Annotated in this window: 20 protein-coding genes; 19 read left to right on the plus strand and 1 reads right to left on the minus strand. The window is 59.5% G+C overall.

Annotation, left to right across the window (positions count from 1 at the left end; translation table 11 throughout):
- Positions 1-304: 304 nt before the first annotated feature.
- From ACUTQW_RS19720 to baeR, 6 genes are read left to right on the plus strand one after another with little or no spacing between them, the layout of a single operon-like run.
- Entirely contained in the window at positions 305-1,549 is a 1,245-nt protein-coding gene (locus tag ACUTQW_RS19720; protein WP_006327229.1) for an MdtA/MuxA family multidrug efflux RND transporter periplasmic adaptor subunit, read from the plus strand.
- The gene (locus tag ACUTQW_RS19725) at positions 1,549-4,665 is read left to right on the plus strand and encodes an MdtB/MuxB family multidrug efflux RND transporter permease subunit (protein WP_445654941.1); all 3,117 of its coding nucleotides are present in this window, start codon (positions 1,549-1,551) and stop codon (positions 4,663-4,665) included. Before ACUTQW_RS19720 ends, ACUTQW_RS19725 begins: the two co-directional genes overlap by 1 nt.
- Positions 4,662-7,742 (plus strand): multidrug efflux RND transporter permease subunit MdtC, encoded by a 3,081-nt coding sequence (mdtC, locus tag ACUTQW_RS19730; RefSeq protein ID WP_064799087.1) that lies wholly within the window; start codon positions 4,662-4,664, stop codon positions 7,740-7,742. The genes ACUTQW_RS19725 and mdtC overlap by 4 nt, the downstream gene beginning before the upstream one ends.
- Positions 7,743-7,761: 19 nt before the next feature.
- Positions 7,762-9,195, plus strand: a complete 1,434-nt coding sequence (locus ACUTQW_RS19735) for an MFS transporter (RefSeq protein ID WP_006327232.1) — start codon at positions 7,762-7,764, stop codon at positions 9,193-9,195.
- Positions 9,192-10,574 (plus strand): two-component system sensor histidine kinase BaeS, encoded by a 1,383-nt coding sequence (gene baeS, locus ACUTQW_RS19740; RefSeq protein ID WP_006327233.1) that lies wholly within the window; start codon positions 9,192-9,194, stop codon positions 10,572-10,574. Before ACUTQW_RS19735 ends, baeS begins: the two co-directional genes overlap by 4 nt.
- A complete protein-coding gene (gene baeR, locus ACUTQW_RS19745) occupies positions 10,574-11,290 on the plus strand; it encodes a two-component system response regulator BaeR (protein ID WP_004951961.1) in 717 nt (238 codons plus the stop codon). The genes baeS and baeR overlap by 1 nt, the downstream gene beginning before the upstream one ends.
- On the opposite strand, the gene ACUTQW_RS19750 is transcribed toward baeR, so the two are convergent.
- Positions 11,285-11,470 (minus strand): hypothetical protein, encoded by a 186-nt coding sequence (locus tag ACUTQW_RS19750; protein WP_064799088.1) that lies wholly within the window; start codon positions 11,468-11,470, stop codon positions 11,285-11,287. The genes baeR and ACUTQW_RS19750 overlap by 6 nt on opposite strands.
- 351 nt (positions 11,471-11,821) lie before the next feature.
- On the opposite strand from ACUTQW_RS19750, the gene ACUTQW_RS19755 reads away from it, so the two are divergent.
- From ACUTQW_RS19755 to srlB, 13 genes are all read left to right on the plus strand, one after another.
- Complete coding sequence (locus ACUTQW_RS19755) at positions 11,822-12,160, plus strand: YegP family protein (protein WP_004951963.1); 339 nt, start codon at positions 11,822-11,824, stop codon at positions 12,158-12,160.
- A gap of 235 nt (positions 12,161-12,395) precedes the next feature.
- Positions 12,396-13,748, plus strand: a complete 1,353-nt coding sequence (trhP, locus tag ACUTQW_RS19760; protein WP_004951966.1) for a prephenate-dependent tRNA uridine(34) hydroxylase TrhP — start codon at positions 12,396-12,398, stop codon at positions 13,746-13,748.
- A 487-nt stretch (positions 13,749-14,235) separates the two neighbouring features.
- The gene (yegS, locus tag ACUTQW_RS19765; RefSeq protein WP_006327236.1) at positions 14,236-15,135 is read left to right on the plus strand and encodes a lipid kinase YegS; all 900 of its coding nucleotides are present in this window, start codon (positions 14,236-14,238) and stop codon (positions 15,133-15,135) included.
- Between the two features lie 200 nt (positions 15,136-15,335).
- Positions 15,336-16,550, plus strand: a complete 1,215-nt coding sequence (gene manD, locus ACUTQW_RS19770) for a D-mannonate dehydratase ManD (protein WP_006327237.1) — start codon at positions 15,336-15,338, stop codon at positions 16,548-16,550.
- 14 nt (positions 16,551-16,564) lie between these two features.
- Positions 16,565-17,581: a Zn-dependent oxidoreductase gene (locus ACUTQW_RS19775; protein ID WP_261150259.1), complete on the plus strand. Its 1,017-nt coding sequence runs from the start codon at positions 16,565-16,567 to the stop codon at positions 17,579-17,581.
- Positions 17,582-17,665: 84 nt separating this feature from the next.
- The gene (locus ACUTQW_RS19780; protein ID WP_006327239.1) at positions 17,666-18,955 is read left to right on the plus strand and encodes an MFS transporter; all 1,290 of its coding nucleotides are present in this window, start codon (positions 17,666-17,668) and stop codon (positions 18,953-18,955) included.
- Between the two features lie 47 nt (positions 18,956-19,002).
- Entirely contained in the window at positions 19,003-20,487 is a 1,485-nt protein-coding gene (locus tag ACUTQW_RS19785) for a mannitol dehydrogenase family protein (RefSeq protein WP_006327240.1), read from the plus strand.
- Positions 20,487-21,818 carry an MFS transporter gene (locus ACUTQW_RS19790; protein WP_166729156.1) on the plus strand — a complete coding sequence of 444 codons (1,332 nt, stop codon included), beginning with the start codon at positions 20,487-20,489 and terminating at the stop codon, positions 21,816-21,818. The genes ACUTQW_RS19785 and ACUTQW_RS19790 overlap by 1 nt, the downstream gene beginning before the upstream one ends.
- A 98-nt stretch (positions 21,819-21,916) precedes the next feature.
- A complete protein-coding gene (locus ACUTQW_RS19795) occupies positions 21,917-22,603 on the plus strand; it encodes a GntR family transcriptional regulator (protein ID WP_006327242.1) in 687 nt (228 codons plus the stop codon).
- A gap of 251 nt (positions 22,604-22,854) precedes the next feature.
- Positions 22,855-23,904 (plus strand): class I fructose-bisphosphate aldolase, encoded by a 1,050-nt coding sequence (gene fbaB, locus ACUTQW_RS19800; RefSeq protein WP_004951977.1) that lies wholly within the window; start codon positions 22,855-22,857, stop codon positions 23,902-23,904.
- Positions 23,905-24,138: 234 nt separating this feature from the next.
- Entirely contained in the window at positions 24,139-24,687 is a 549-nt protein-coding gene (gene srlA / locus ACUTQW_RS19805) for a PTS glucitol/sorbitol transporter subunit IIC (protein ID WP_004941528.1), read from the plus strand.
- Between the two features lie 15 nt (positions 24,688-24,702).
- A complete protein-coding gene (gene srlE, locus ACUTQW_RS19810) occupies positions 24,703-25,683 on the plus strand; it encodes a PTS glucitol/sorbitol transporter subunit IIB (RefSeq protein ID WP_006327244.1) in 981 nt (326 codons plus the stop codon).
- 23 nt (positions 25,684-25,706) lie between these two features.
- Positions 25,707-26,069: a PTS glucitol/sorbitol transporter subunit IIA gene (srlB, locus tag ACUTQW_RS19815; RefSeq protein WP_004951982.1), complete on the plus strand. Its 363-nt coding sequence runs from the start codon at positions 25,707-25,709 to the stop codon at positions 26,067-26,069.
- Positions 26,070-26,073: the final 4 nt, after the last annotated feature.

The following is a 26,073-nucleotide window of genomic DNA, read 5'->3' on the forward strand; positions in this document are numbered from 1 at the left end:
GCGCAGGACAAATCGGTCGGGAACCGATTTGAACAGCACTTGTGCTGCCCGAAGGGTGGGCCTCAGGGATGAGGCTCATTAGTCCCCATGAGCTTACTTAGGTAAGTGATTGGGGTGAGTGCGTGCAGCCAACAACGCTGCGGTTTGAAAGATGACGGATATATTCAGATAATGCTGACGCTTCCTCCATATTTCCTTCATTTTTATGCCGTCTTTACTGGCTAAACTAGTATTCTGTAAGGAGTGTAACTTTTGTGGCAATGAATGCCCGCACCCCTGCCTTTTGGAGAGAATTTTCGCCACCATGAATGCAAAAACCCAACGTCGTTCACTGCTGCCGCGCCTGCTGGTTGTGGTGATAGTGGTCATTGCCGCCGTTCTGATTTGGCGTCACTTCAATACTGCGGTTCCCGCATCAGATACGGCCTCTGCCGCACCTCACGCCGGTGGCGGCAAAGCCGCAGCGGGTGGCCGACGCGGCGCGCCGATGTCGCCGGTACAGGCGGCCACCGCCACCGAACAGACGGTACCGCGCTATCTTTCCGGGTTGGGCACCGCCACCGCCGCCAATACCGTTACCGTCACCAGCCGGGTCGACGGCCAACTGATGGCCGTCCACTTTACCGAAGGCCAGCAGGTCAAAGCCGGCGATTTGCTGGTCGAAATCGACCCGCGTCCGTTTGAAGTGCAACTGACGCAGGCGTTGGGGCAATTGGCAAAAGATCAGGCGACACTCGCCAATGCGCGTCGGGATCTGGCGCGCTACCAGCAACTGGCGAAAACCAACCTGGTTTCACGTCAGGATCTGGATACCCAGCTCTCGCTGGTGCAACAAACCGAAGGCGCGATCAAAGCCGATCAGGGCTCAGTCGACAGCGCCAAACTGCAAATCACCTACAGCCGCATCACCGCGCCGATTGACGGCCGCGTCGGCCTGAAGCTGGTCGACGTCGGCAACTACATCACCAGCGGCAGCACCACCGGCATCGTGGTGATCACCCAGACCCACCCTATCGACGTGGTGTTCACCCTGCCGGAAGGCAATATCAGCGATTTGCTCAAGGCGCAAAAAGCCGGTCCGGTCAGCGTCGAAGCCTGGGACCGCACCAACCAGACTCAACTGGCGACCGGTTCGCTGCTGAGTCTGGACAACCAGATTGACACCACGACCGGCACCATCAAGCTGAAGGCGCGTTTCACCAATGAAGACGATGCGCTGTTCCCGAACCAGTTCGTCAACGCCCGGTTGAAGGTGGCTACTCTGCATAACGCGATTGTCATCCCGACCGCCGCGTTGCAGATGGGCAACGAAGGCAACTTCGTCTGGACCCTGAGCGAAGACAACAAGGTCAGCAAGCACCGCGTAACCACCGGCGTGCAGGACAGCCGACAAGTGGTCATCAGCGCCGGCCTGAACGCCGGTGACCGGGTAGTGACCGACGGCATCGATCGCCTGACCGAAGGCATGCAGGTTGAAGTGGTGACACCGCAGGCCACCCCGGCGGCAGCCACGCCGGGCAGCAAGCCGCTCGCACAGAGGAAATCCTGATGCAGGCGATGCCGCCTAACGCCGGCGGCCCCTCCCGCCTGTTTATTCTGCGCCCGGTCGCCACCACGCTGTTGATGGTGGCTATTTTGCTGGCGGGGATTATCGGCTACCGCTCCCTGCCGGTTTCCGCCCTGCCGGAGGTGGATTACCCGACCATTCAGGTGGTCACGCTGTATCCCGGCGCCAGCCCGGACGTGGTCACCTCGGCCATTACCGCCCCGCTCGAGCGCCAGTTTGGCCAGATGTCCGGCCTGAAACAAATGGCGTCGCAAAGCTCCGGCGGCGCGTCGGTGGTCACGCTGCAATTCCAGCTCGAGCTGCCGCTCGACGTCGCCGAGCAGGAAGTGCAGGCGGCGATCAACTCCGCCACCAACCTGCTGCCGAGCGATCTGCCCTACCCGCCGATTTACAGCAAGGTCAACCCTGCGGATCCGCCGATCATGACGCTGGCCGTCACCTCGACCGCCATGCCGATGACCCAGGTGGAAGACATGGTGGAAACCCGTGTCGCGCAAAAAATTTCCCAGGTGACCGGCGTGGGCCTGGTTACCCTCTCCGGCGGCCAGCGGCCGGCGGTGCGCGTGAAGCTCAACGCTGCGGCGGTAGCCGCCTACGGTCTGGACAGCGAAACCATCCGCACCGCCATCGGCAACGCTAACGTCAACTCCGCCAAAGGCAGCTTGGACGGGCCGACGCGCTCGGTGACGCTTTCCGCCAACGATCAGATGAAATCCGCCGACGACTACCGCCAACTGATTGTCGCCTACCAAAACGGCGCGGCAATTCGGTTGCAGGATATCGCCACCATCGAGCAGGGGGCGGAAAATACCCGCCTGGCCGCCTGGGCCAACAAACAGCCGGCAATAGTGCTGAACATTCAACGCCAGCCGGGCGTGAACGTGATCACCACCGCCGACAGCATTCGCGAAATGTTGCCGCAGCTGATAAAAAGCCTGCCGAAGTCTGTGGACGTCAAGGTACTGACCGATCGCACCACCACCATTCGCGCTTCGGTCAACGACGTGCAGTTTGAATTGTTGCTGGCGGTCGCGCTGGTGGTGATGGTGATTTACGTGTTCCTGCGCAACGTGCCGGCCACCATTATTCCGAGCGTCGCGGTACCGCTGTCGCTGGTCGGCACCTTTGCCGCCATGTATTTTCTCGATTTCTCGATCAATAACCTGACGCTGATGGCGCTGACCATCGCCACCGGTTTTGTGGTCGATGACGCCATCGTGGTGATCGAAAATATCTCGCGCTATATCGAAAAGGGTGAAAAACCGCTCGACGCGGCGCTGAAAGGCGCCGGCGAAATCGGCTTCACCATCATCTCGCTGACCTTCTCGCTGGTGGCGGTATTGATTCCGCTGTTGTTTATGGGCGATATCGTTGGCCGGCTGTTCCGCGAGTTCGCCGTGACGCTGGCGGTGGCGATCCTGATTTCCGCCGTGGTGTCGCTGACGCTGACGCCGATGATGTGCGCACGCATGCTGAGCCACGAATCGCTGCGCAAGCAGAACCGCTTTTCCGCCGCCTCCGAACGCTTCTTTGACCGGGTGATTGCGCAGTACGGCAAGTGGCTGAAAATCGTGTTGAACCACCCGTGGCTGACGCTCGGGGTGGCGCTGAGCACTCTGGTGCTGACGGTGCTGCTGTATCTGCTGATCCCGAAAGGCTTCTTCCCGTTGCAGGACAACGGCATCATTCAGGGCACGGTGGAAGCGCCGCAGACGGTGTCGTTCAGCAATATGGCCGAACGCCAACAGCAGGTCGCGGCGGAAATCCTCAAAGACCCGGCGGTGGAAAGCCTGACATCGTTCGTCGGCGTCGATGGCAACAACGCCACGCTCAACAGCGGCCGTTTGCAGATCAACCTTAAACCGCTGAGCGAGCGCAGTGAACGCATTCCGGCGATCATCGCCCGTCTGCAACAGCAGAGCGCGCAGTTCCCCGGCGTGAAGCTGTATCTGCAACCGGTGCAGGATCTGACCATCGACACCCAGGTCAGCCGCACGCAATACCAGTTTACGTTGCAGGCGATGTCGCTGGACGATCTCAGCCTGTGGGTGCCGCAGTTGATGGCCGAACTCAAGCAGACGCCGCAGTTGGCGGACGTAACCAGCAACTGGCAGGATCAGGGGCTGGTGGCTTACGTGAATGTCGATCGCGATTCGGCCTCGCGCCTTGGCATCAGCATGAGCGACGTGGATAACGCACTGTACAACGCCTTCGGCCAGCGGCTTATCTCCACCATTTACACCCAGGCCAACCAGTATCGCGTGGTGCTGGAGCACGATGTCAGCACCACGCCGGGGCTGGCGGCGCTGAACGATATCCGCCTGACCAGCAGCAACGGCACCACGGTGCCGCTGAGCACTCTCGCCAAAATCGAAGAGCGCTTCGGGCCGCTGTCGGTCAACCATCTCGATCAATTCCCGGCGGCAACCATCTCGTTTAACGTGGCGGGTAACCATTCGCTGGGCGAAGCGGTGGACGCCATTAGCCTGGCGGAAAAAAACCTCAACATGCCGAAAGACATCACCACCCAGTTCCAGGGCGCAACGCTGGCGTTCCAGGCGGCGCTGGGCAGCACGCTGTGGCTGATCCTGGCGGCGGTAGTGGCGATGTATATCGTGCTGGGCATACTGTACGAGAGCTTTATTCATCCGGTGACCATTCTCTCCACCCTGCCGACCGCCGGGGTCGGCGCGCTGCTGGCGCTGATGATGGCCGGCAGCGAGCTGGACGTGATTGCCATTATCGGCATCATCTTGCTGATCGGTATCGTGAAGAAAAATGCCATCATGATGATCGACTTCGCGCTGGCCGCCGAACGTGAGCAGGGCATGACGCCGTACGACGCGATTTATCAGGCCTGCCTGCTGCGTTTCCGGCCGATCCTGATGACCACGCTGGCGGCATTGCTTGGCGCGCTGCCGCTGATGCTCAGCACCGGCGCCGGCGCTGAGCTGCGTCACCCGCTCGGGGTTTGTATGGTCGGCGGGCTGGTGATGAGCCAGATCCTGACGCTGTTCACCACGCCGGTGATCTACCTGCTGTTTGACAAACTGGCGCGCAATACCCGTCGCCAGCCCGATGCGCAGGAGTTGCCGTGAAATTCTTCGCCCTGTTCATCTACCGGCCGGTCGCCACCACGCTGCTGACGCTGGCGATAGCCATCAGCGGTGTGATTGGCTTTAGCCTGTTGCCGGTCTCGCCGCTGCCGCAGGTCGATTACCCGGTGATTTCGATCAGCGCCTCACTGCCGGGCGCCGATCCGGAAACCATGGCCTCGTCGGTGGCGACACCGCTGGAGCGTGCGTTGGGGCGGATTGCCGGGGTCAATGAGATGACCTCGATGAGTTCGCTGGGCAGCACGCGGGTGATCTTGCAGTTCGATCTCAATCGCGATATCAACGGCGCCGCCCGCGACGTGCAGGCGGCGATCAACGCCGCGCAAAGCCTGCTGCCCACCGGCATGCCGAACCGCCCGAGTTACCGTAAGGTCAACCCGTCCGACGCGCCGATCATGATCCTGACGCTGACGTCGGAGACTTACAGCCAGGGCCAACTGTACGACTTTGCCTCCACAAAGCTGGCACAGAAAATCGCCCAGACCGAAGGCGTGGGCGACGTCTCGGTCGGCGGCAGTTCGCTGCCTGCGGTGCGGGTGGAGTTGAACCCGACCGCCCTGTTCAACCAGGGCGTATCGCTGGACGCCGTGCGCCAGGCCATCAGCGGCGCCAACGTGCGCAGGCCACAGGGATCGGTGGAAAGCCCGCAGCAGCGCTGGCAGATCCAGGCCAATGACGAGCTGAAAACCGCCGACGCCTATCGGCCGTTGATTATCCACTACAACAACGGCTCGGCAGTGCGGCTGGGGGATGTGGCCGAGGTCAAAGACTCGGTACAGGACGTACGCAACGCCGGCATGACCAATGCCAAACCGGCGATTATTTTGGCGATCAGCCGTGCGCCGGACGCCAACATCATTGAAACCGTCGATCGCATTCGCGCCGAGTTGCCGACGTTGCAGGACAGTATCCCGGCGTCAATCCAGCTGAATATCGCTCAGGACCGTTCGCCGACCATTCGCGCCTCGCTGGCGGAAGTGGAGCAGTCGCTGGTGATCGCCATCGGCCTGGTGATCCTGGTGGTGTTCATCTTCCTGCGCTCCGGCCGCGCCACGCTGATCCCGGCGGTCGCGGTGCCGGTGTCGCTGATCGGCTCCTTCGCCGCCATGTACCTGTGCGGCTTCAGCCTGAATAACCTGTCGTTGATGGCGCTGACCATCGCCACCGGTTTTGTGGTCGATGACGCCATCGTGGTGCTGGAGAATATCTCGCGCCACGTCGAGGCCGGCATGAAACCGCTCAACGCCGCGCTGCAAGGGGTGCGGGAGGTCGGCTTTACCGTGCTGTCGATGAGCGTGTCGCTGGTGGCGGTGTTTATCCCGTTGCTGCTGATGGACGGCCTGCCCGGGCGGCTGTTTCGCGAGTTCGCCGTCACCCTGTCGGTGTCGATCGGGCTGTCGCTGATCGTCTCGCTGACGCTGACGCCAATGATGTGCGCCTACCTGCTGCGCCACCAGCCGGCGCGCGCGCAGCGGCGCATTCGCGGCTTCGGCAAAATGTTGCTGGCCTTGCAACAGGGCTACGGCCGCTCGTTGAACTGGGTGCTCGGCCACTCGCGCTGGGTGCTGGCGATATTTTTCGCCACCATCGCGCTCAACGTCTGGCTGTATGTCAGCATCCCGAAAACCTTCTTCCCGGAACAGGATACCGGCCGCCTGATGGGCTTTATCCAGGCCGACCAGAGCATTTCCTTCCAGGCGATGCGCGTCAAACTGGAAGACTTCATGAAGATCGTGCGCGAAGACAAGGACGTGGAAAACGTCACCGGTTTTACCGGCGGTTCGCGCACCAACAGCGGGTCGATGTTTATCTCGCTGAAGCCGCTTTCGGTGCGCAGCGATGACGCGCAGAAGGTGATCGCCCGGCTGCGCGCCCGGCTGGCGAAAGAGCCGGGGGCCAGCCTGTTCCTGATGGCGGTGCAGGACATCCGCGTCGGCGGCCGGCAATCCAACGCCAGCTACCAGTACACGCTGCTGGCAGACGATCTCGCCGCGCTGCGCGAATGGGAGCCGAAGATCCGTACCGCGCTGGCCGCGCTGCCGGAGCTGGCGGACGTCAACTCCGACCAACAGGACAAAGGCTCGGAGATGGATCTGATCTACGACCGTGAAACCATGGCACGGCTCGGCATTTCGGTCTCCGACGCCAACGCCCTGCTGAACAACGCCTTCGGCCAGCGGCAGATTTCCACCATCTATCAGCCGCTCAATCAGTACAAGGTGGTGATGGAAGTGGCGCCGCCCTATACCCAGGACGTCAGCTCGCTGGACAAGATGTTCGTGATAAACAAAGACGGCAAGGCGATCCCGCTGGCCTATTTCGCCCGCTGGCAGCCGGCCAATGCGCCGCTGTCGGTCAACCATCAGGGGCTGTCGGCGGCCTCGACCATCTCCTTTAACCTGCCGGACGGCGGCAGCTTGTCAGACGCCACCGCCGCGGTGGAACGCACCATAACGGCGCTCGGTGTGCCGTCCACGGTGCGCGGCGCCTTTGCCGGAACCGCGCAGGTATTCCAGGACACGCTGAAATCCCAGCTGTTCCTGATCGCCGCCGCGATCGCCACGGTGTATATCGTGCTCGGCGTGCTCTACGAGAGCTATATTCATCCGCTGACGATTTTGTCGACCCTGCCTTCCGCCGGGGTCGGCGCGTTGCTGGCGCTGGAGCTGTTCGGCGCCCCCTTCAGCCTGATCGCGTTGATCGGCATTATGCTGTTGATCGGCATCGTGAAGAAGAACGCCATCATGATGGTCGACTTCGCCCTCGATGCGCAGCGCAACGGCGGCATCGGCGCACGAGAAGCCATTTTCCAGGCCTGTCTGCTGCGTTTTCGGCCAATCATGATGACCACGCTGGCGGCGCTGTTCGGCGCATTGCCGCTGGTGCTGACCAGCGGCGACGGCGCGGAGCTGCGCCAGCCGCTCGGCATCACCATCGCCGGCGGTCTGATCATGAGCCAGTTGCTGACGCTGTACACCACGCCGGTGGTGTATCTGTATTTTGACCGGCTGCAGATGAAGTTCCGGCGCGGCAAGAAATTGGATCCGCTGCCTCACTAATGATTAACCCGGTTGACTGATGATCATAAAACGCACCGCCTCAGTACAGTGGCAACTCTGGATCGTGGCGTTCGGCTTCTTTATGCAGACGCTGGACACCACCATCGTCAACACCGCCCTGCCGTCGATGGCCGTCAGCCTGGGGGAGAACCCGCTGCGCATGCAGTCGGTGATCGTCTCCTACGTGCTGACGGTAGCCGTGATGCTGCCCGCCAGCGGCTGGCTGGCGGACCGGGTCGGGGTGCAGCGGGTGTTCTTCAGCGCCATAGTGCTGTTCACCCTGGGCTCGATCCTGTGCGCCCGCTCGGAGACCCTGAATGAGCTGATCGCCTCGCGGGTGATCCAGGGCATCGGCGGCGCGATGATGGTGCCGGTCGGCCGCCTGACGGTGATGAAGATCGTGCCGCGCGAGCAATATATGGCGGCGATGACCTTCGTCACCCTGCCCGGCCAAATCGGCCCGCTGATGGGGCCGGCGCTGGGCGGCTTTTTGGTGCAGTACGCCAGCTGGCACTGGATTTTCCTGATCAATATCCCGGTCGGCCTTGTCGGCGCCATCGCCACGCTGCTGCTGATGCCCAACTACCGCATGCAGACCCGGCGCTTCGACGTCGGCGGTTTTATCATGCTGGCGATCGGGATGGCGACGCTGACGCTGGCGCTCGACGGCCACAAGGGCATGGGGCTGTCCATCGCCACTATCGCCGGGCTGGTGGCGATGGGCATTGCGGCGCTGGCAGGCTACTGGTGGCATGCGCGCGGTAACAGCCGGGCGCTGTTCTCCCTGCGGCTATTCAGAACCCAGACCTACAAGGTGGGGCTGACCGCCGGCCTGCTGGGCCGCATCGGCAGCGGCATGCTGCCGTTTATGACCCCGCTGTTCATGCAGGTAGGCATGGGGTTTTCCCCGTTCCACGCCGGGCTGATGATGATCCCGATGATTATCGGCAGCATGGGGATGAAGCGTATCGTGGTGCGGGTGGTTAACCGTTTCGGTTACCGTAACGTGCTGGTGGCCGCCACGCTGATGCTGGCGTTGATCAGCCTGAGCTTCCCGCTGGTGGCGATGATCGGCTGGATCTGGCTGCTGCCGGTGGTGCTGTTCTTCCAGGGCATGGTCAACTCGCTGCGCTTCTCGGCAATGAATACCCTGACGCTGAAAGATTTGCCGGACCGGCTGGCCAGCAGCGGCAACAGCCTGCTGTCGATGGTGATGCAGCTGTCCATGAGCCTCGGCGTCAGCATCGCCGGGATCCTGATTGGCAGCTTTGCCCATCACCAGGTGGTCACCGACAGCCCGGCGATACACAGCGCATTTATTTACAGCTACTGCTGTATGGCGTTAATCATTGCCCTGCCCGCGCTGGCTTTTGCCCGCGTGCCACCGGATAGCGCGCCAAACCGCACGCTGACCAAAGAGCCGGGCACCGGTTCAACGAGGTTACAAAAATGAGAATAGGCATCACCGGGAAACTGTTCCTGGCCATCTTCGCCACTTGCATGCTGGTGTTGATCACCATGCACTGGGGCGTGCGCGTCAGCTTTGAACGCGGTTTCATCGGCTACATCAAGCACAGCAACGAACAACGTATCAACATGCTGAGCGAAGCGCTGGAAGAACAGTACAGTCATCACGGCAACTGGGTTTTTCTGCGCAATAACGATCAGGTGATTTACCAGATCATGCGCTCGTTCGAACAAAACAGCGACAGCAGCCATAATCTGCCGCCCAAAGGCTGGCGCACTCAGTTTTGGGTGGTGGACAATCAATTCAACCGGCTGGTGGGGCATTCCGGCCCGGTGCCCAAAGAAGGCCCGCGCCACCCGATCCGCTACAACAACGAAATCGTCGGCTGGGTGATCACTACGCCGGTCGAGCGGTTGACCCGCAATACCGACATCAATTTCGACCAGCAGCAAAAGCGCACCAGTTGGATGATAGTCGCACTCTCCACGCTGCTGGCGGCGGCGGTGACCTGGTTGATGTCGCGCGGGCTGTTGGCGCCGGTCAAACGGCTGGTCGCCGGCACCCACCGGCTGGCGGCCGGTGATTTCAGCACCCGCGTGACCGTCGACAGCCAGGATGAGCTCGGCCGCTTGGCGCAGGATTTCAATCAGCTCGCCACCTCGCTGGAAAAGAACGAGCAGATGCGGCGCGCTTTTATGGCCGACGTGTCGCACGAGCTGCGCACCCCGCTGGCGGTACTGCGCGGCGAACTGGAGGCATTGCAGGACGGCGTGCGCCAGCCGACGCCGGCGTCGCTCAGCTCGCTGCAGGCGGAAGTTACCACCCTGACCAAGCTGGTGGACGATCTGCATCAACTGTCGCTGTCCGATCTCGGCGCACTGGCCTACCGTAAATCGTCGGTCGACTGCGTACATTTGCTGCAAATTGCGGTCGCCACCTTCCGCGAACGTTTTCGCGCCAAAGGGCTTGAGATCGTCACCCTGCTGCCAGAACAGGCGCCGCTGTTCGGCGATCCCGATCGTCTCAATCAGTTGTTCAACAACCTGCTGGAGAACAGCCTGCGCTACACCGACGCCGGCGGTAAGTTGGAGCTTGGCGCAGAACAGTTGCCGGGCCGGCTGCGGCTGTACTGGCAGGACAGCGGGCCGGGCGTCACCGACGAACAGCTGGCGCGCATTTTCGAACGCTTTTACCGCACCGAAGGCTCGCGCAACCGCGCCAGCGGCGGTTCCGGCCTGGGGTTGTCGATCTGTCAAAACATCGTGGAAGCCCACAACGGCCAGATCTTTGCTGCGCACTCGCCTTTGGGCGGCGTGCGGATTACAGTAGAATTTGCCACCCCGATAATGAATAAGGCGCCATGATGGAATCCCAGAATCAGCCGTTGCAAATCATGATTGTTGAAGACGAACCCAAGCTGGGCCAACTGCTGGTGGACTATCTGCAGGCCGCGGGATACGCCACCCGCTGGCTGACCAACGGCAGCGAGGTGGTGCCGGCGGTGCATGAACACTCCCCGGCGCTGATCCTGCTGGATTTAATGCTGCCGGGCAGCGACGGGTTGACGGTATGCCGCGAACTGCGCCGTTTTACCGATGTCCCTGTGGTGATGGTAACGGCGAAGATTGAGGAGATTGATCGCCTGCTGGGGCTGGAGATTGGCGCGGACGATTACATCTGCAAGCCTTACAGCCCGCGAGAAGTGGTGGCTCGGGTGAAAACCATTTTACGCCGCTGCTATCGGCCGCTGGAAAACCAGCAGGAAGAAACGCAGTTGCATATCGACGAACCGCGCTTTCAGGCCAGCTATCAGGGCCAGATGCTGGACCTCACCCCGGCGGAATTCCGCCTGTTGAAAACCCTGGCCAGCCAGCCGGGCAACGTCTTCTCGCGTGAGCAGTTGCTGAACAATCTGTATGACGACTACCGGGTAGTCACCGACCGAACCATCGACAGCCACATCAAAAACCTGCGGCGCAAGCTGGAGCTGATCGACGGTGAAAAATCGTTTATCCGCTCGGTCTACGGCGTGGGCTATCGCTGGGAATCCGAACCTTGTCGGCTGATAAACGGGCTATAAGGAGGGTAAACTGGCTGCGCTCCGAAAAGGGTCGCGGTCAACAACCTCCTGCCGGCGTTCCTCAGCCGTCAGAAAATCATGGGGCATCTCTGTTTTGGCGATCATTGCCAGCAATAAATCCCAATTATCCGGGTTAGCCTGGCTTTTGCCGTCTCTAAACTGCTTTGCGTTTCTTTCCATCCCTGACTCCTTTTGACGAATTCCTTTCCAAGAATATGCCTGTTGAGCGTCGATATCCAAATGCTTCGCTTGTTTTTTAATCGCATTGTTTTGCGATGCGGCAAACCTTAACGCGCAATGCCCTTCAGCGGAATACCGCGTTATCCAATGTGCGGCAAGCTACGCAATTTGGGCATCGGGATCGCCATTAGCTTCCCGTGCTTTGGCGCCCCTTGCTGATGAAATTCAACGCCAACGCAAAAAAATTGCGTCTTTTTTAAGCTATGCTGCGCAAAGGATGTTTATTAGCCGCTCAATTTCAAGCTATTGGCTACACTTACATCACTTATCGGAACCCACAGGAGAGGAACCATGGCAATCGGTCACTATGAGCTGAAAAAAGCAAAGAATGGGCAATACCACTTCAACCTGAAAGCCAGTAATGGCGAAATCATTTTGGGCAGTGAGATGTACGCCAGCAAAGCCTCGGCGGAGAATGGCATTGCCTCGGTGCAAACCAACTCCCCCCAGGAAGCGCAGTATGAATTGAAACACAGCACCAGCAATCAACCTTACTTTGTACTGAAAGCCAAGAACCATCAGGTGATCGGCGTCAGTGAAATGTACAGTTCTGAAACTGCCGCGAAAAACGGCATTCAGTCGGTGATCAAGAACGGCCCAAGCACCGACGTGCGCGATTTAAGCGCGTAACTTCGTCACCCGGCGCGCGATGATCGCCATCGCGCGTTTTTCTTATGACCGGGATCAATCCCCCTGTAATAAATCCGGTTAACTGCTGATTTTTTGCCGCTCTGCCGCTACAATCCCCCGCTTTTACTGCGCCATTTGGTGGTGCGTTATACCCACTGGCTTTCATGTTGCGGTCAACAACGCTGCAGTTTGAAAGACACAGGTATACTGACCTGAAATCAGACCGAGACTCATTATGTTTACACCGGAACTTCTCTCCCCGGCCGGAACGCTGAAAAACATGCGTTACGCCTTTGCCTATGGCGCCGATGCGGTTTATGCCGGCCAGCCGCGTTACAGCCTGCGGGTGCGTAACAACGAATTCAATCACGAGAATCTGGCGCAGGGGATCAACGAAGCCCACGCGCTGGGCAAGAAGTTCTACGTGGTGGTGAACATCGCGCCGCACAACGCCAAGCTGAAAACCTTCCTGCGCGATCTTAAACCGGTGATCGATATGGGTCCGGACGCGCTGATCATGTCCGATCCCGGCCTGATCATGATGGTGCGCGAAGCCTTCCCGCAGATGGACATTCATCTGTCGGTGCAGGCCAATGCGGTCAACTGGGCGACGGTGAAGTTCTGGCAGCAGATGGGGCTGACGCGCGTGATCCTGTCGCGTGAGCTGTCGCTGGAGGAGATCGCCGAGATCCGCAGCCAGGTCCCCGAGATGGAGCTGGAAATCTTCGTCCACGGCGCGCTGTGCATGGCCTACTCAGGCCGTTGCCTGCTGTCCGGTTACATCAACAAGCGCGATCCCAACCAAGGCACCTGCACCAACGCCTGCCGCTGGCAGTACAAGGCGGAAGAAGGCAAAGAGGATGACACCGGCAACATCGTGCATCTGCATGAGCCTATCCCGGTGCAGACCGTCGAGCCGACGCTGGGCATTGGCGCGCCGACCGACAAGGTGTTCATGCTCTCCGAAGCGCAAAAGCCGGATGAATACATGAGCGCCTTTGAAGATGAACACGGCACCTACATCATGAACTCGAAAGATCTGCGCGCCATCCAGCACGTAGAGCGTCTGACTCAACTCGGCGTGCATTCGCTGAAAATTGAAGGCCGCACCAAGTCCTTTTACTACTGCGCGCGCACCGCACAGGTTTACCGTCGCGCCATTGACGATGCGGTCGCAGGCAAGCCGTTCGATCCCTCGCTGCTGACCACGCTGGAAGGTTTGGCGCACCGCGGTTACACCGAAGGGTTCTTGCGCCGCCACGTGCATGAGGCGCAGCAAAATTACGATTACGGCTCCTCGCTGTCCGAACGCCAGCAGTTCGTCGGCGAATTTACCGGCGTAAGGCGCGACGGCTGGGCGGAAGTGGACGTGAAAAACAAGTTTATGATCGGCGACGGCGTGGAGATGATGACCCCCGGCGGTAACGTGTTGTTTACCCTGGAGAGCATGCAAAATAAAAAAGGCGAAGCGATCGACGTGGCACCGGGCAACGGGCACATCGTTTATTTGCCGATCCCACAGGATATCGATCTCAATTACGCATTGCTGATCCGCAATTTACCGGACACCCAGAGTCCCGCCGCGTAAAAACACCCATCGCCACCCTTAGGTGGCGATTTTTAGCAAATATTAGAATTGGATCACATCAATTACCGCGCAGCTTGGTTACCATCAGCCTGCTTAAAACCAAGAATGAAAAATATTTGCATAGCAATACTAGGAACCACCTCCTTAGCCGGTCCAATCTCCCTTGGGCTGGCTTTTTCTTTGGTGCCGTCAAAATACCCGCAGATGAAACCCTAATATTTTTCGACAGTTAAAATTGTCGCGTTATCTATTTTAATAACACGCCAATCCGCATTTCCATATAAATACCCAACCTCATCGATTAATTAAACCATTAACGATAACTCGCTGCTGATACCGCACCTATATCTTAAATTAAGCCAAATATGCAGAAATAATCATTGGCCCGCTGACGATAATCAGAATTAACTGAATATTCTGATGGTCTGCTCTCCGCTTGTAGTTTATCTTTTTCAGTCCAAAGCATTGGTCAGCCGGGAGAGAGGGAATGAGTCAACACACGTCAGCGCTTCTTATCATTAATGGCAAAGGCGCAGGCAACGAAGACGTTCGCCTTGCGGTGCAGAAGCTGCGGGATGAGGGCCAGACCCTGCACGTTCGCGTTACCTGGGAACAGGGTGACGCAGCGCGCTATGTGAAGGAAGCTTGCCAACTGGGGGTCGCCACGCTGATTGCCGGCGGCGGCGACGGCACCATCAACGAAGTGGCCGCCGCGCTGACGGCGCTGCCTGCGGGCAGCCGCCCGGCACTGGGCATACTGCCCCTGGGCACCGCCAATGACTTCGCCGTGGCCTGCAATATTCCGCTGATACCGGAACAGGCGCTGCAGTTGGCGACGAAAGGCCGTGCGGTGCCGATCGATCTGGCGAAGGTCAATGACGAACGCTACTTTATCAACATGGCGACCGGCGGTTTCGGCACCCGCATCACCACCGAAACGCCGGAAAAACTAAAGGCCGTACTGGGCGGCGTTTCTTACTTTATTCATGGCCTGCTGCGCATGGATACGCTGAAGGCCGACCGCTGCGAGATCCGCGGGCCGGATTTCCAGTGGTCCGGAGACGCGCTGGTGATTGGCATCGGCAACGGCAAGCAGGCCGGAGGCGGCCAGCAGCTGTGCCCGGACGCGTTAATCAACGACGGGCTGCTGCAACTGCGGCTGCTGATCGCAGACGAACTGCTGCCGGCGTTGGTGGCCAGCCTGGTTAACGGCGAGGAAAACAAAAACGTGGTTAGCGCCGCGCTGCCTTGGCTGGAAATCAATGCGCCGCACGAGATCACCTTTAACCTCGACGGCGAGCCGCTGAAGGGCACGCATTTCCGCATCGAAGTGCTGCCGAACGCCATTGAATGCCGCCTGCCGCCCAACTGCGAGCTGCTGGGTTAAGGCCGCCCTTTCTCTGATCCCTGGGCGCAGCCAGCCTGCTGCGCCCCCGCCGGTTCCCCCCCTTCTCCCTTCCCTCTATTTACGTTACGCGATGAAATGTGATCTTCCCCGGCAAATCCTTTAAATCATACTTGTATGGTAGTTAGTTCATAGCGTATTTTCCCCCTATTAATGACCCGTGGGAACAGGATGTAGACGTTATGAAAATTGTTAACGCAGAGGTGTTTGTCACTTGCCCAGGCAGGAATTTCGTCACGCTGAAGATCACCACCGACGACGGCATTACCGGCATCGGCGACGCCACCCTCAATGGCCGCGAACTGCCGGTAGCCTCCTACCTGAAAGATCATGTCTGCCCGCAATTGATCGGCCGCGATGCCCACCAGATCGAAGACATCTGGCAATTCTTCTATAAAGGCGCCTACTGGCGGCGCGGCCCGGTCACCATGTCCGCCATCTCCGCCGTCGATATGGCGCTGTGGGACATCAAGGGCAAGGCCGCCAATATGCCGCTGTATCAGCTGCTGGGCGGCGCATCGCGCACCGGCGTGATGGTTTACTGCCACACCACCGGCCATTCCATCGACGAAGTGCTCGACGACTACGCCAAACATAAAGAGCTGGGCTTTAAAGCCATTCGCGCCCAGTGCGGCGTGCCGGGCATGAAAACCACTTATGGCATGGCCAAAGGCAAAGGGCTGGCCTACGAACCGGCCACCAAAGGCAACTGGCCGGAAGAGCAGCTGTGGTCCACGGAGAAATACCTCGATTTCACCCCCAAGCTGTTCGAGGCGGTGCGCAACAGGTTCGGTTTTGACGAGCATCTGCTGCACGACATGCACCACAGGTTGACGCCGATCGAAGCCGCGCGCTTTGGCAAAAGCATTGAACAGTACCGGTTGTTCTGGATGGAAGATCCGACCCCGGCGGAGAACCAGGAATGCTTCCGGTTGATCCGCCAGCATACCGTTACGCCTATCGCCGTCGGCGAAGTCTTCAACAGCATCTGGGACTGCAAACAGCTGATTGAAGAACAGCTGATCGACTATATCCGCACCACCCTCACCCACGCAGGCGGTATCACCGGCATGCGCCGCATCGCCGATTTCGCCTCGCTGTATCAGGTGCGTACCGGTTCGCATGGCCCTTCCGACCTGTCGCCTATCTGCATGGCGGCGGCGCTGCACTTTGATCTGTGGGTACCGAACTTTGGCGTGCAGGAATATATGGGTTACTCCGAACAAATGCTCGAGGTGTTCCCGCACAGCTGGACCTTCAACGACGGCTACATGCACCCGGGCAACAAACCGGGGTTGGGCATTGAGTTCGACGAAAAACTGGCCGCACGCTATCCGTACGAACCGGCCTATCTGCCGGTCGCGCGCCTGGAGGACGGCACCTTATGGAACTGGTAACGGGAGAACGCGCAATGCAAAGCGTGGTGATTGAACAACCTGGCCGGCTGGTTATCCAGCAGCGCCCACTGCCGCAGCCGGCGGCCGGCGAAGTGCGGGTAAAGGTGAAGTTTGCCGGCATCTGCGGCTCCGATGTGCACATTTATCATGGGCATAACCCGTTCGCCCGCTACCCGCGCGTGATCGGCCATGAGTTTCTCGGCGTGATTGATCAGGTGGGCAGCGACGTCGACCCGCAACGCATCGGCGAACGCGTTTCGGTGGATCCGGTGGTGAGCTGCGGCCATTGTTATCCTTGTTCCATCGGGCGCCCCAACGTCTGTAGCGAGCTGCAGGTGATCGGCGTGCACCGCGACGGCGGCTTCAGCGACTATGCCTGCGCCCCGGCGCGCAACGCTTACCGCATTCCTGAAAGCATCAGCGATCGCCACGCCGCGATGGTCGAGCCTTTCACCATTGCCGCCAATATCACCGCCCACCTGCAGCCCAGGGCCGAGGATATCGCGCTGATCTACGGCGCCGGGCCGATGGGGCTGACGGTGATCCAGACGCTGAAAGGGGTCTACGGCGTGAAGCAGGTGATTGTTACCGATCGCATCGCCGAACGGCTGGTTATGGCGCAAGAAAACGGTGCCGACTGGACGTTCAATAACGCCGAGGCTTCGCTGCCGGCAGAACTGGAACGACGCGGCATCCGCCCGACGCTGATCGTCGACGCCGCCTGCCACCCGGCTATTTTGCAGGAAGCCATTAACCTTGCATCACCGGCGGCGCGCATCGGCATCATGGGTTTCTCCGGCGATGCCTGCACCGTCACCCAGCAAAGCATCACCAGCAAGGAGCTGTCGATTTTCTCCTCGCGCCTCAACAGCGCCCGCTTCCCGCAGGTTATCGACTGGATGGCCGGCGGAAAAATCGACCCGCAGCGGTTAATCACCCATTGCGTCGCCGCCAGTGAAGTGGAACAGGCGATGCTGATGTTCGAAAAAGATCAGCGCACCTGCTGCAAAGTGTTACTGCAATTCAGTTAGTTTTGTTAACACCGGGGCATAGGGCGGCCTGGCCGCCCTTGCAGAGAACAAAGCATCAAAACTAGAAATATATGGAGTGCTTTTATGTTTAAAAACCTGCGTTGGACCATAGTATTCCTGCTGTTCATGGTCTTTATGATCAACTACCTCGACCGCGTCGCGCTGTCGATTACCGTACCGATGATCGAAAAAGATCTGATGCTGAACGCCGAGCAGTTCGGCCTCATCTTCGGCAGCTTCTTCTTCGGCTACGCCATCTTCAACTTCATCGGCGGGCTGGCGGTCGACAGGTACGGCCCGACGCTGGTGCTCGGCATCGCCGTGGCCTTATGGTCAATCTTCTGCGGCATGACGGCGTTCGCCACCGGCTTCTATTCCATGCTGATCCTGCGCATCCTGTTCGGCATGGCCGAAGGGCCGATCAGCTCTTCCGCCAACAAAATGATCAACGGCTGGTTCCCGAAGAAACAGGCGGCCACCGCCATGGGCCTGCTCAGCGCCGGTTCGCCTTTGGGCGGTGCGGTAGCCGGGCCGATCGTCGGCTATCTGGCGCTGGCGTTCGGCTGGCGGATGGCGTTTATGATCATCTGCTCGATCGGCATCGTCTGGATGCTGGTGTGGTTCTTCGTGGTGGCGGATAACCCGGCCAAGAGCAAGCACGTCAGCGAAAACGAGCGGGCACTGATCAACAAACTGAAAGAGGAAAAAATCAGCGAAGAAGAAGAGCTGAGCGACGCCGCGCATGGGCTAGGCTACTACCTGAAGCAGCCGATCATCCTGGTCACCGCGTTCGCCTTCTTCTGCTACAACTACATCCTGTTCTTCTTCCTGAGCTGGTTCCCGGCGTATCTGGTGCAGGCGCACAACCTGAACATCAAGGAAATGAGCCTCACCACCATGATCCCGTGGATTGTCGGTTTTGTTGGGCTGGCGCTCGGCGGCTATATCTCCGACAAGATTTTCAATATCACCGGCAAGCTGCTGCTGTCACGCAAGATCGTCCTGGTGACCAGCCTGTTGGCGGCGGCCATTTGCGTCGCATTGGCGGGCACCGTCAGCAGCGTGGTGCCGGCGGTCATGCTGATGTCGGTCTCCATCTTCTTCCTGTATATCACCGGGGCCATTTATTGGGCGATCATTCAGGACGTGGTGCATAAATCCCGGGTCGGCGGCGCCAGCGGCTTCGTTCATATGATCGGCAGCGTGTCGGGGATCATTGGCCCGGTAGTGACCGGTTATATCGTGCAGAACACCGGCAAGTTCGACAGCGCCTTTATCCTGGCAGGCGGCGTGGCCGCACTCGGCGCCGTGCTGGTGTTGCTGGTGATCAAGGCACCGCGCAATGCCGCACAACCGCAGATCTCGAAACACTAACCCCTTCGGGGCGGCCAACGTCGCCCCGCTCTTTCAGGGATTTCAGCATGACACTTTCCAGCAACAGCGCGCTGCCGGCGGCAATTGCCCGGCCAGGTTACGCCCGTGAACGCATAAAACCCCGCATTGTCCACCTCGGCTTTGGCGCCTTTTTCCGCGCGCATCAGGCCGTGTATGCCGAGCAGTTGGCCAACGAGCACGCCGGCGACTGGGGCTACTGCGTGATCAGCATGCATAACGGCCAGCAAAAAATCGCCGATCTGCGGCAACAGGATTTGCTGTATACAGTGGCCGAAATGGACGGCGACGGCTGGCGCGGCCGCACGATCGGCGTGATCAGGCAGGCGCTGCACCTGCAGGTCGACGGGTTGGCAGCGGTACTCGACGCCATGACGCAGCCAGAGATTGCCATAGTTTCATTGACCGTCAGCGAGAAAGGCTACTGCTATCAACCTGCCAACGGCCAGTTGATGCTCGATCACCCGGATATTCAACACGACATCGCCAACCCGCTGCGGCCGCGGTCCGCGCCGGGGCTGATCCTGGCTGCGCTGCGCTTGCGCCGGGAACGCGGCCTGCCGGCATTTAGCGTGATGTCCTGCGACAACATGCCGGCCAACGGCCAGGTAACCCGCAACGTCGTCACTCAACTGGCGCAGCGGCAGGATGCCGGGTTGGCCGACTGGGTGCGGCAAAATGTTCGCTTTCCTTCCACCATGGTAGACCGCATTGTCCCGGCGGTGACGCCGGAAACCCAACGCCAGTTGCAGGCGTTGCTGGGCGGCGTGAGCGATGCGGTCGGCGTGGCCTGCGAACCCTTTCGCCAATGGGTGATCGAAGACGACTTCCCGCAGGGCCGGCCTGAGTGGGAGCGAGCGGGCGCCGAGCTGGTCGGCGACGTGCTGCCGTACGAGGAAATGAAGTTGCGGATGCTGAACGGCAGCCACTCGTTCCTTGCTTATCTCGGCTATCTGGCCGGTTATCCGCACGTCAGCGACTGCATGCAAGATGAGGATTTTGTCCGCGCAGCGCGCCATTTAATGTTGGCGGAGCAAGCGCCGACGCTGCAGGTAAGCGGTGTCGATTTGGCGCGTTACGCCGACTCGCTGTTGCAGCGCTACCGTAACAGCGCGTTGAAACACCGCACCGGGCAAATCGCCATGGACGGCACGCAAAAATTGCCGCAGCGCCTGCTGGATCCCATTCGCCACCATCTGGCGCACGGCAGCCGTTTTGACGCCCTGGCATTGGCCGTGGCCGGTTGGATGCGCTATGTCGGCGGCCTGGATGAGCAGGGCCAACCGATAGAAATCAGCGATCCGTTGCGTGAATCTATTGCCGATTTGGTCAGCAACAGCCGCGAAGGCCCCGAACGTGTGCGGGCTCTGCTGCAGCTCGATACGGTATTTGGCCGCGATCTCCCCGACAGCTCGCCGTTCGTCAGCGCCGTGACCGATGCCTATATGGCTCTGTTGCAACATGGCGCCAAGGCCAGCGTTGCCGGGTTGTCCAAACACACCGGAGGCTTCTGATGTCCGCAACCACGCATGATACCATCGACAAGACCAACCAACCCCTATTGCGGCGTGTCGCCAGCGCGTCCGCGATAGGAACGGCGGCCGAGTACTATGACTTTTTCGCTTACGGCACCGCTGCAGTGCTGTTCTTTGGCCAACTTTTCTTCCCCAGTGCCGATCCGCTGATCAGCACGCTGGCGGCCTTCGCCACCTATGCGGTCGGTTTCCTCGCCCGCCCGCTGGGCGGCATCGTGTTCGGCCACATCGGCGATAAAGTCGGCCGTAAAAAAGCGCTGGTGATCACCATTCTGATCGTCGGTCTCGGCACCTTCTGCATCGGCCTACTGCCCACCTATGAGAAAATCGGTATCTGGGCACCCATAGCTTTGATCCTGATCCGCGTTCTGCAAGGTTTCGGCGTCGGCGGGGAGCAAGCGGGCGCGGTGCTGATGACGGCAGAATACTCACCGCCGCAACGCCGCGGCTTCTATGCCAGTTGGGTGCAGATTGGCGCGCCGGCCGGCTTCCTGCTGCCCTCGGGGCTGTTCGCTTTGCTGACGGCCCTGCTGTCGCCGGCGCAGATGCTGGACTGGGGCTGGCGCATCCCGTTCCTGCTCAGCCTGCTGTTGGTGATAGTCGGGCTGTTTATCCGCCTGAAGATCGACGAATCGCCGGTATTTAACCAAATTCGCGCTACCAAGGCGGTTGAGAGCCGGCCGGTGGTCGAAGTGGTCCGCACCTACCCTGGCCTGATCGGTAAAGGGGTATGTGCCAAACTGATTGAAGCCTGCGCCTTCGCCATGTTCACGGTGATCGTGCTGGCCTATGGCAAGGCCAACCATCTGAATGAAACCATTCTGCTAGAGGCGATGATCGTGGCGGTGCTGCTGGAAATTTTCGCCATTCCGCTGATGGGCCATCTTTCCGATCGACTAGGGAGAAAGCCGGTGTACATCGCCGGTGCGTTGCTGCAGGTGATCTGCATAGTGCCGTTCTTTATGGCGATCAATCTCGACAGCTACTGGGTCACTCAAATCGCCATGATTCTGGTGCTCACGCTCGGCCACAGCATGTGCTATGCCCCGCAGGCTTCCTTCTTCCCAGAGCTGTTCCCGGCCCGTATTCGCTGCAGTGGCATTGCACTGATCTGGCAAATCGGCTCGTTGATCGGCAGCGGCATCCTTGGGTTGCTGGCGGTGAAGATCCTGCAGATGACCGGCGGTCATTACTATGGCCTGGCAGGATACATGATGGTCCTGGGCGTGGTGTCGGCCATCGGCTTGTGCCTGATGCCTGAAACCGCACCACTAAGGCGGCGGCAGGAATATCAGGACTGGCATCATTGAATAGTCCTGTTTGGCGGGTGGATTTATCCACCCGCCGTCAAACGATAATCTGCTAGTATGGTGGCATCCGAATCCCAGCCAGATTACTGATAGTCGCCATGTCTGAATCCTACAGCCTCACCAACACCCTTCCGGTCAACCAGCAAATTTACCGTTTCCTGCGTAAAGACATTGTCGACTGCACCATTCCGCCCGGCACGCTGCTTTCCGAGAAAGAGATTTCCACCCGTTTTAGCGTTTCGCGCCAACCGGTGCGCGAGGCTTTCATCAAGCTGGCGGAGGCCGGGTTGGTGCAGATACTGCCGCAGCGCGGCACTTTCGTGATGAAGATTTCCGCCAAGCGGGTGGCCGACGGGCGCTTTATCCGCCAGGCGGTGGAGTGCGCGATCGTCCGCCGCGTGGCGCAGCGGATCACGCCGGAACAGCTGATGACGCTGGAGCACAATTTGCATCGCCAGGAACTGGCGGCGCAAAACCAACAGACGCGCGAGTTTTTGGCGCTGGACGATGAGTTCCACCAGTTGCTGACCCAGTTCGCCGACTGCCCCTTGGCCTGGGAAACCATCGAAACCATCAAGGCCACCATGGATCGGGTGCGTTTTCTCAGCCTGAGCGAGGTGTCGCCGCCGGAAAGCCTGATCCAGCAGCATTATCGGATCTTTGCCGCGCTCAAGGCGCAGGATGCGGACGCCGCCGAACGCGCCATTCATGAGCACCTGCAGGAGATGATCTACTCTATTACGCCGATCGCCCTGCAAAACACCGAGTGGTTCGATATCGAGTAATCAGCCAGTTACCGCGCCGGGGGCGATCGCCCTCGCGTATTTGCCCCTGCAAATGGAATTTCCTCTCAATCGCATCTATTGTTTCTCCTTGCCAAAGGAAATTCAGTAGTCTCGTTCTTACAGCTTTAATCACCGCTTTCTGCTATGCCGGTGACCCAATATCCCCTATGGCTTTCAAGTTGCAGCCAGGGCTTGAAAGACGACGGGGATGGCATTGCCGGTGTATAAGGGAGCTAAATCGGGAGTCAATCATGACTGATATCGCGCAGTTGTTAGGAAAGGAAGCGGAAGACCTGTTGCAACACCGCTGTACCACCATCCCTGCTGAGAATCTGTACCTGCCGGGCGCCGACTTTGTCGACCGGATAATGATCGATAACAACCGTCCCAATACCGTCCTTCGTTCCATGCAAACCCTGCTCAACCATGGCCGCCTGGCCGGCACCGGTTACCTGTCGATTCTGCCGGTCGATCAGGGCATTGAACACTCGGCCGGCGCTTCTTTCGCCGCCAACCCCTTGTATTTCGATCCGAAAAACATCGTCGAACTGGCAATCGAAGCCGGCTGTAACTGCGTCGCCTCCACCTACGGGGTGCTGGCGTCGGTATCACGCCGCTATGCCCACAAAATTCCGTTCCTGGTCAAACTGAACCATAACGAAACTCTGAGCTACCCGACCCAATACGACCAGACGCTGTACGCCAGCGTCGAGCAGGCTTTCAATATGGGGGCGGTCGCGGTCGGCGCAACCATTTACTTCGGCTCCGAGCAATCTCGCCGCCAGATCGAGGAGATCTCCGCCGCCTTCGAACGCGCGCACGAGTTGGGCATGGTCACCGTACTCTGGGCCTATCTGCGTAACCCGGCGTTCACCAAAGACGGCGTGGATTACCATTCCAGCGCCGATCTCACCGGCCAGGCCAACCATATTGCCGCCACCATCGGCGCCGATATCGTCAAGCAAAAAATGGCGGAAAACAACGGCGGCTACCGCGCAGTAAAATTCGGCTATACCGATGACCGCGTCTACAACAAGCTGACCACCGATCACCCGATAGATCTGGTGCGTTACCAGTTGGCCAACTGCTATATGGGCCGCGCGGGCTTGATCAACTCCGGCGGCGCCGCCGGTGAAAACGACCTGCAGGAATCGGTGCGCACCGCAGTCATCAACAAGCGTGCGGGTGGCATGGGCCTGATCCTGGGGCGCAAGGCGTTCAAGAAATCGATGAAAGAAGGCGTGGCGCTGATCAACGCCGTACAGGACACCTACCTGGACAAAAACGTCACCATCGCCTGACCCCTTTTCCTGCCCCCACAGCCCGGTACGCCGGGCTTTTTTGTGCCTGTCTTCCGCCAATACCTTCGTTTCACCCTTACCTTTCTTTCATTGTTAACTTTCACAATAAAATATTTATCTTTCAAGGTGTGATCTATTTAAAACAAATGAATCCATAAAGTGATTAGTGTAAGGCCCATGGCGACAGAGCCGCTTTTCGCTCCAGGCCATATCGTCCATCACAGGAGAGCAATAATGATTGAGCTAATCACCCACGGTGCCGAGTGGTTTATCGGCCTGTTTCAGAAAGGTGGTGAAGTGTTCGTCGGCATGGTGACCGGCATTTTACCTTTGTTAATCAGCCTGTTGGTCATTATGAATGCGCTGATCAAATTTGTAGGCCAGGAACGTATCGAACGATTGGCGCAGCGCTGTGCGGGCAACCCGGTATCGCGCTATCTGCTGCTGCCGCTGATCGGTACCTTTGTTTTCTGTAACCCGATGACCCTCAGTCTCGGGCGCTTTATGCCGGAGAAATACAAGCCCAGCTACTATGCGGCGGCGTCCTACAGCTGCCACTCGATGAACGGCCTGTTTCCGCACATCAACCCCGGCGAGCTGTTCGTTTACCTCGGTATCGCCAGCGGCCTGACGACGCTCGGCCTGCCGCTTGGGCCACTGGCGGTGAGCTATTTCCTGGTCGGGTTGTTCACCAATTTCTTCCGTGGCTGGGTAACCGACCTCACCACCAGTCTGTTCGAACGCAAGATGGGCATCCGCCTGGATCGCCAGGTGCAACTTTAATCCGTGGAGTGCAGCATGAGTGCTTATATCCGTATTGAGAAAGGCGCCAGCGGCTGGGGTGGCCCGTTGGAGATTGCTGTCGAACCCGGCAAGAAAGTGGTGTACATCACCGCCGGCACCCGCCCTTCGATCGTCGATCGGCTCAGCGAGCTGACCGGCTGGCCGGCAGTCGACGGCTTTAAAGAGGGCGAACCGCCGGCGGAAGAGATTGGCGTGATGGTGATCGACTGCGGCGGCACCCTGCGCTGCGGGTTATATCCGAAGCGCCGCATCCCGACGGTCAATATCCACGCCACCGGCCAGTCCGGCCCGCTGGCGCAGTTTATCCTCGAGGACATTTACGTCTCCGGCGTACGCGACAACAACATCAGCCTGGTGGCGTCGGCAGCCGATACGGCGCAAAAGGCCCCCGCCCCGCAGCCAAAAGGGCGGGATTACGACACCAGCAAAAAAATCACCGAACAGAGCGACGGCCTGCTGGCCAAGGTCGGTATGGGCATGGGCTCGGTGGTGGCGGTGTTCTTCCAGGCCGGGCGCGACACCATCGACACGGTGCTGAAAACCATCCTGCCGTTTATGGCGTTCGTCTCGGCGTTGATCGGCATCATCATGGCCTCGGGTCTGGGTGATTTTATCGCCCACGGCCTGACGCCGCTGGCCAGCAGCCCAATCGGTCTGGTGACGCTGGCGCTGATCTGTTCCTTCCCGCTGTTGTCGCCCTTCCTCGGCCCCGGTGCGGTGATCGCCCAGGTGATTGGCGTGCTGGTCGGGGTGCAGATCGGTCTCGGGCATATTCCGCCGCAGCTGGCGCTGCCCGCGCTGTTTGCGATTAACGCGCAGGCTGCCTGCGACTTTATTCCGGTCGGCCTGTCGCTGGCGGAGGCCAAACAGGACACCGTGCGGGTCGGCGTGCCGTCGGTACTGGTCGGGCGTTTCCTGACCGGCGCGCCAACGGTGCTGATCGCCTGGGCCGCTTCGGCCTTCATCTATCAATGACACTGTTTTGCAGGGAAAAGATCATGCACACCATTTTCCACACCACCATTACGCAGATTGGCGGCAGCGCCCGCGAGGCATTGCAGGATGACATGCTGATCACCTTCCGCGAAGGCGCGCCGGCGGACATTGAAGAGTTTTGCTTTATCCATCGGCACGGCGACACCGCCGGTGAACTGCAGGTCGGCGGCTGGATGGAACTGGCGGAGCAGCGCTATCCGATCACCGCCGTCGGCAGCGTCGCGACGCAAAACCTGCGTGAGCTGGGTCATGTCACCGTACGCTTCGACGGCGTAACCCAGGCCGAGTTTCCGGGGTCGATCCACGTTTCCGGCGCCACGCCGGCCGATATCCCGTTAGGCAGCACGCTGAAATTTATTGCATAAGGAG

This window comes from Serratia sp. TSA_7 (genome assembly GCF_052692135.1).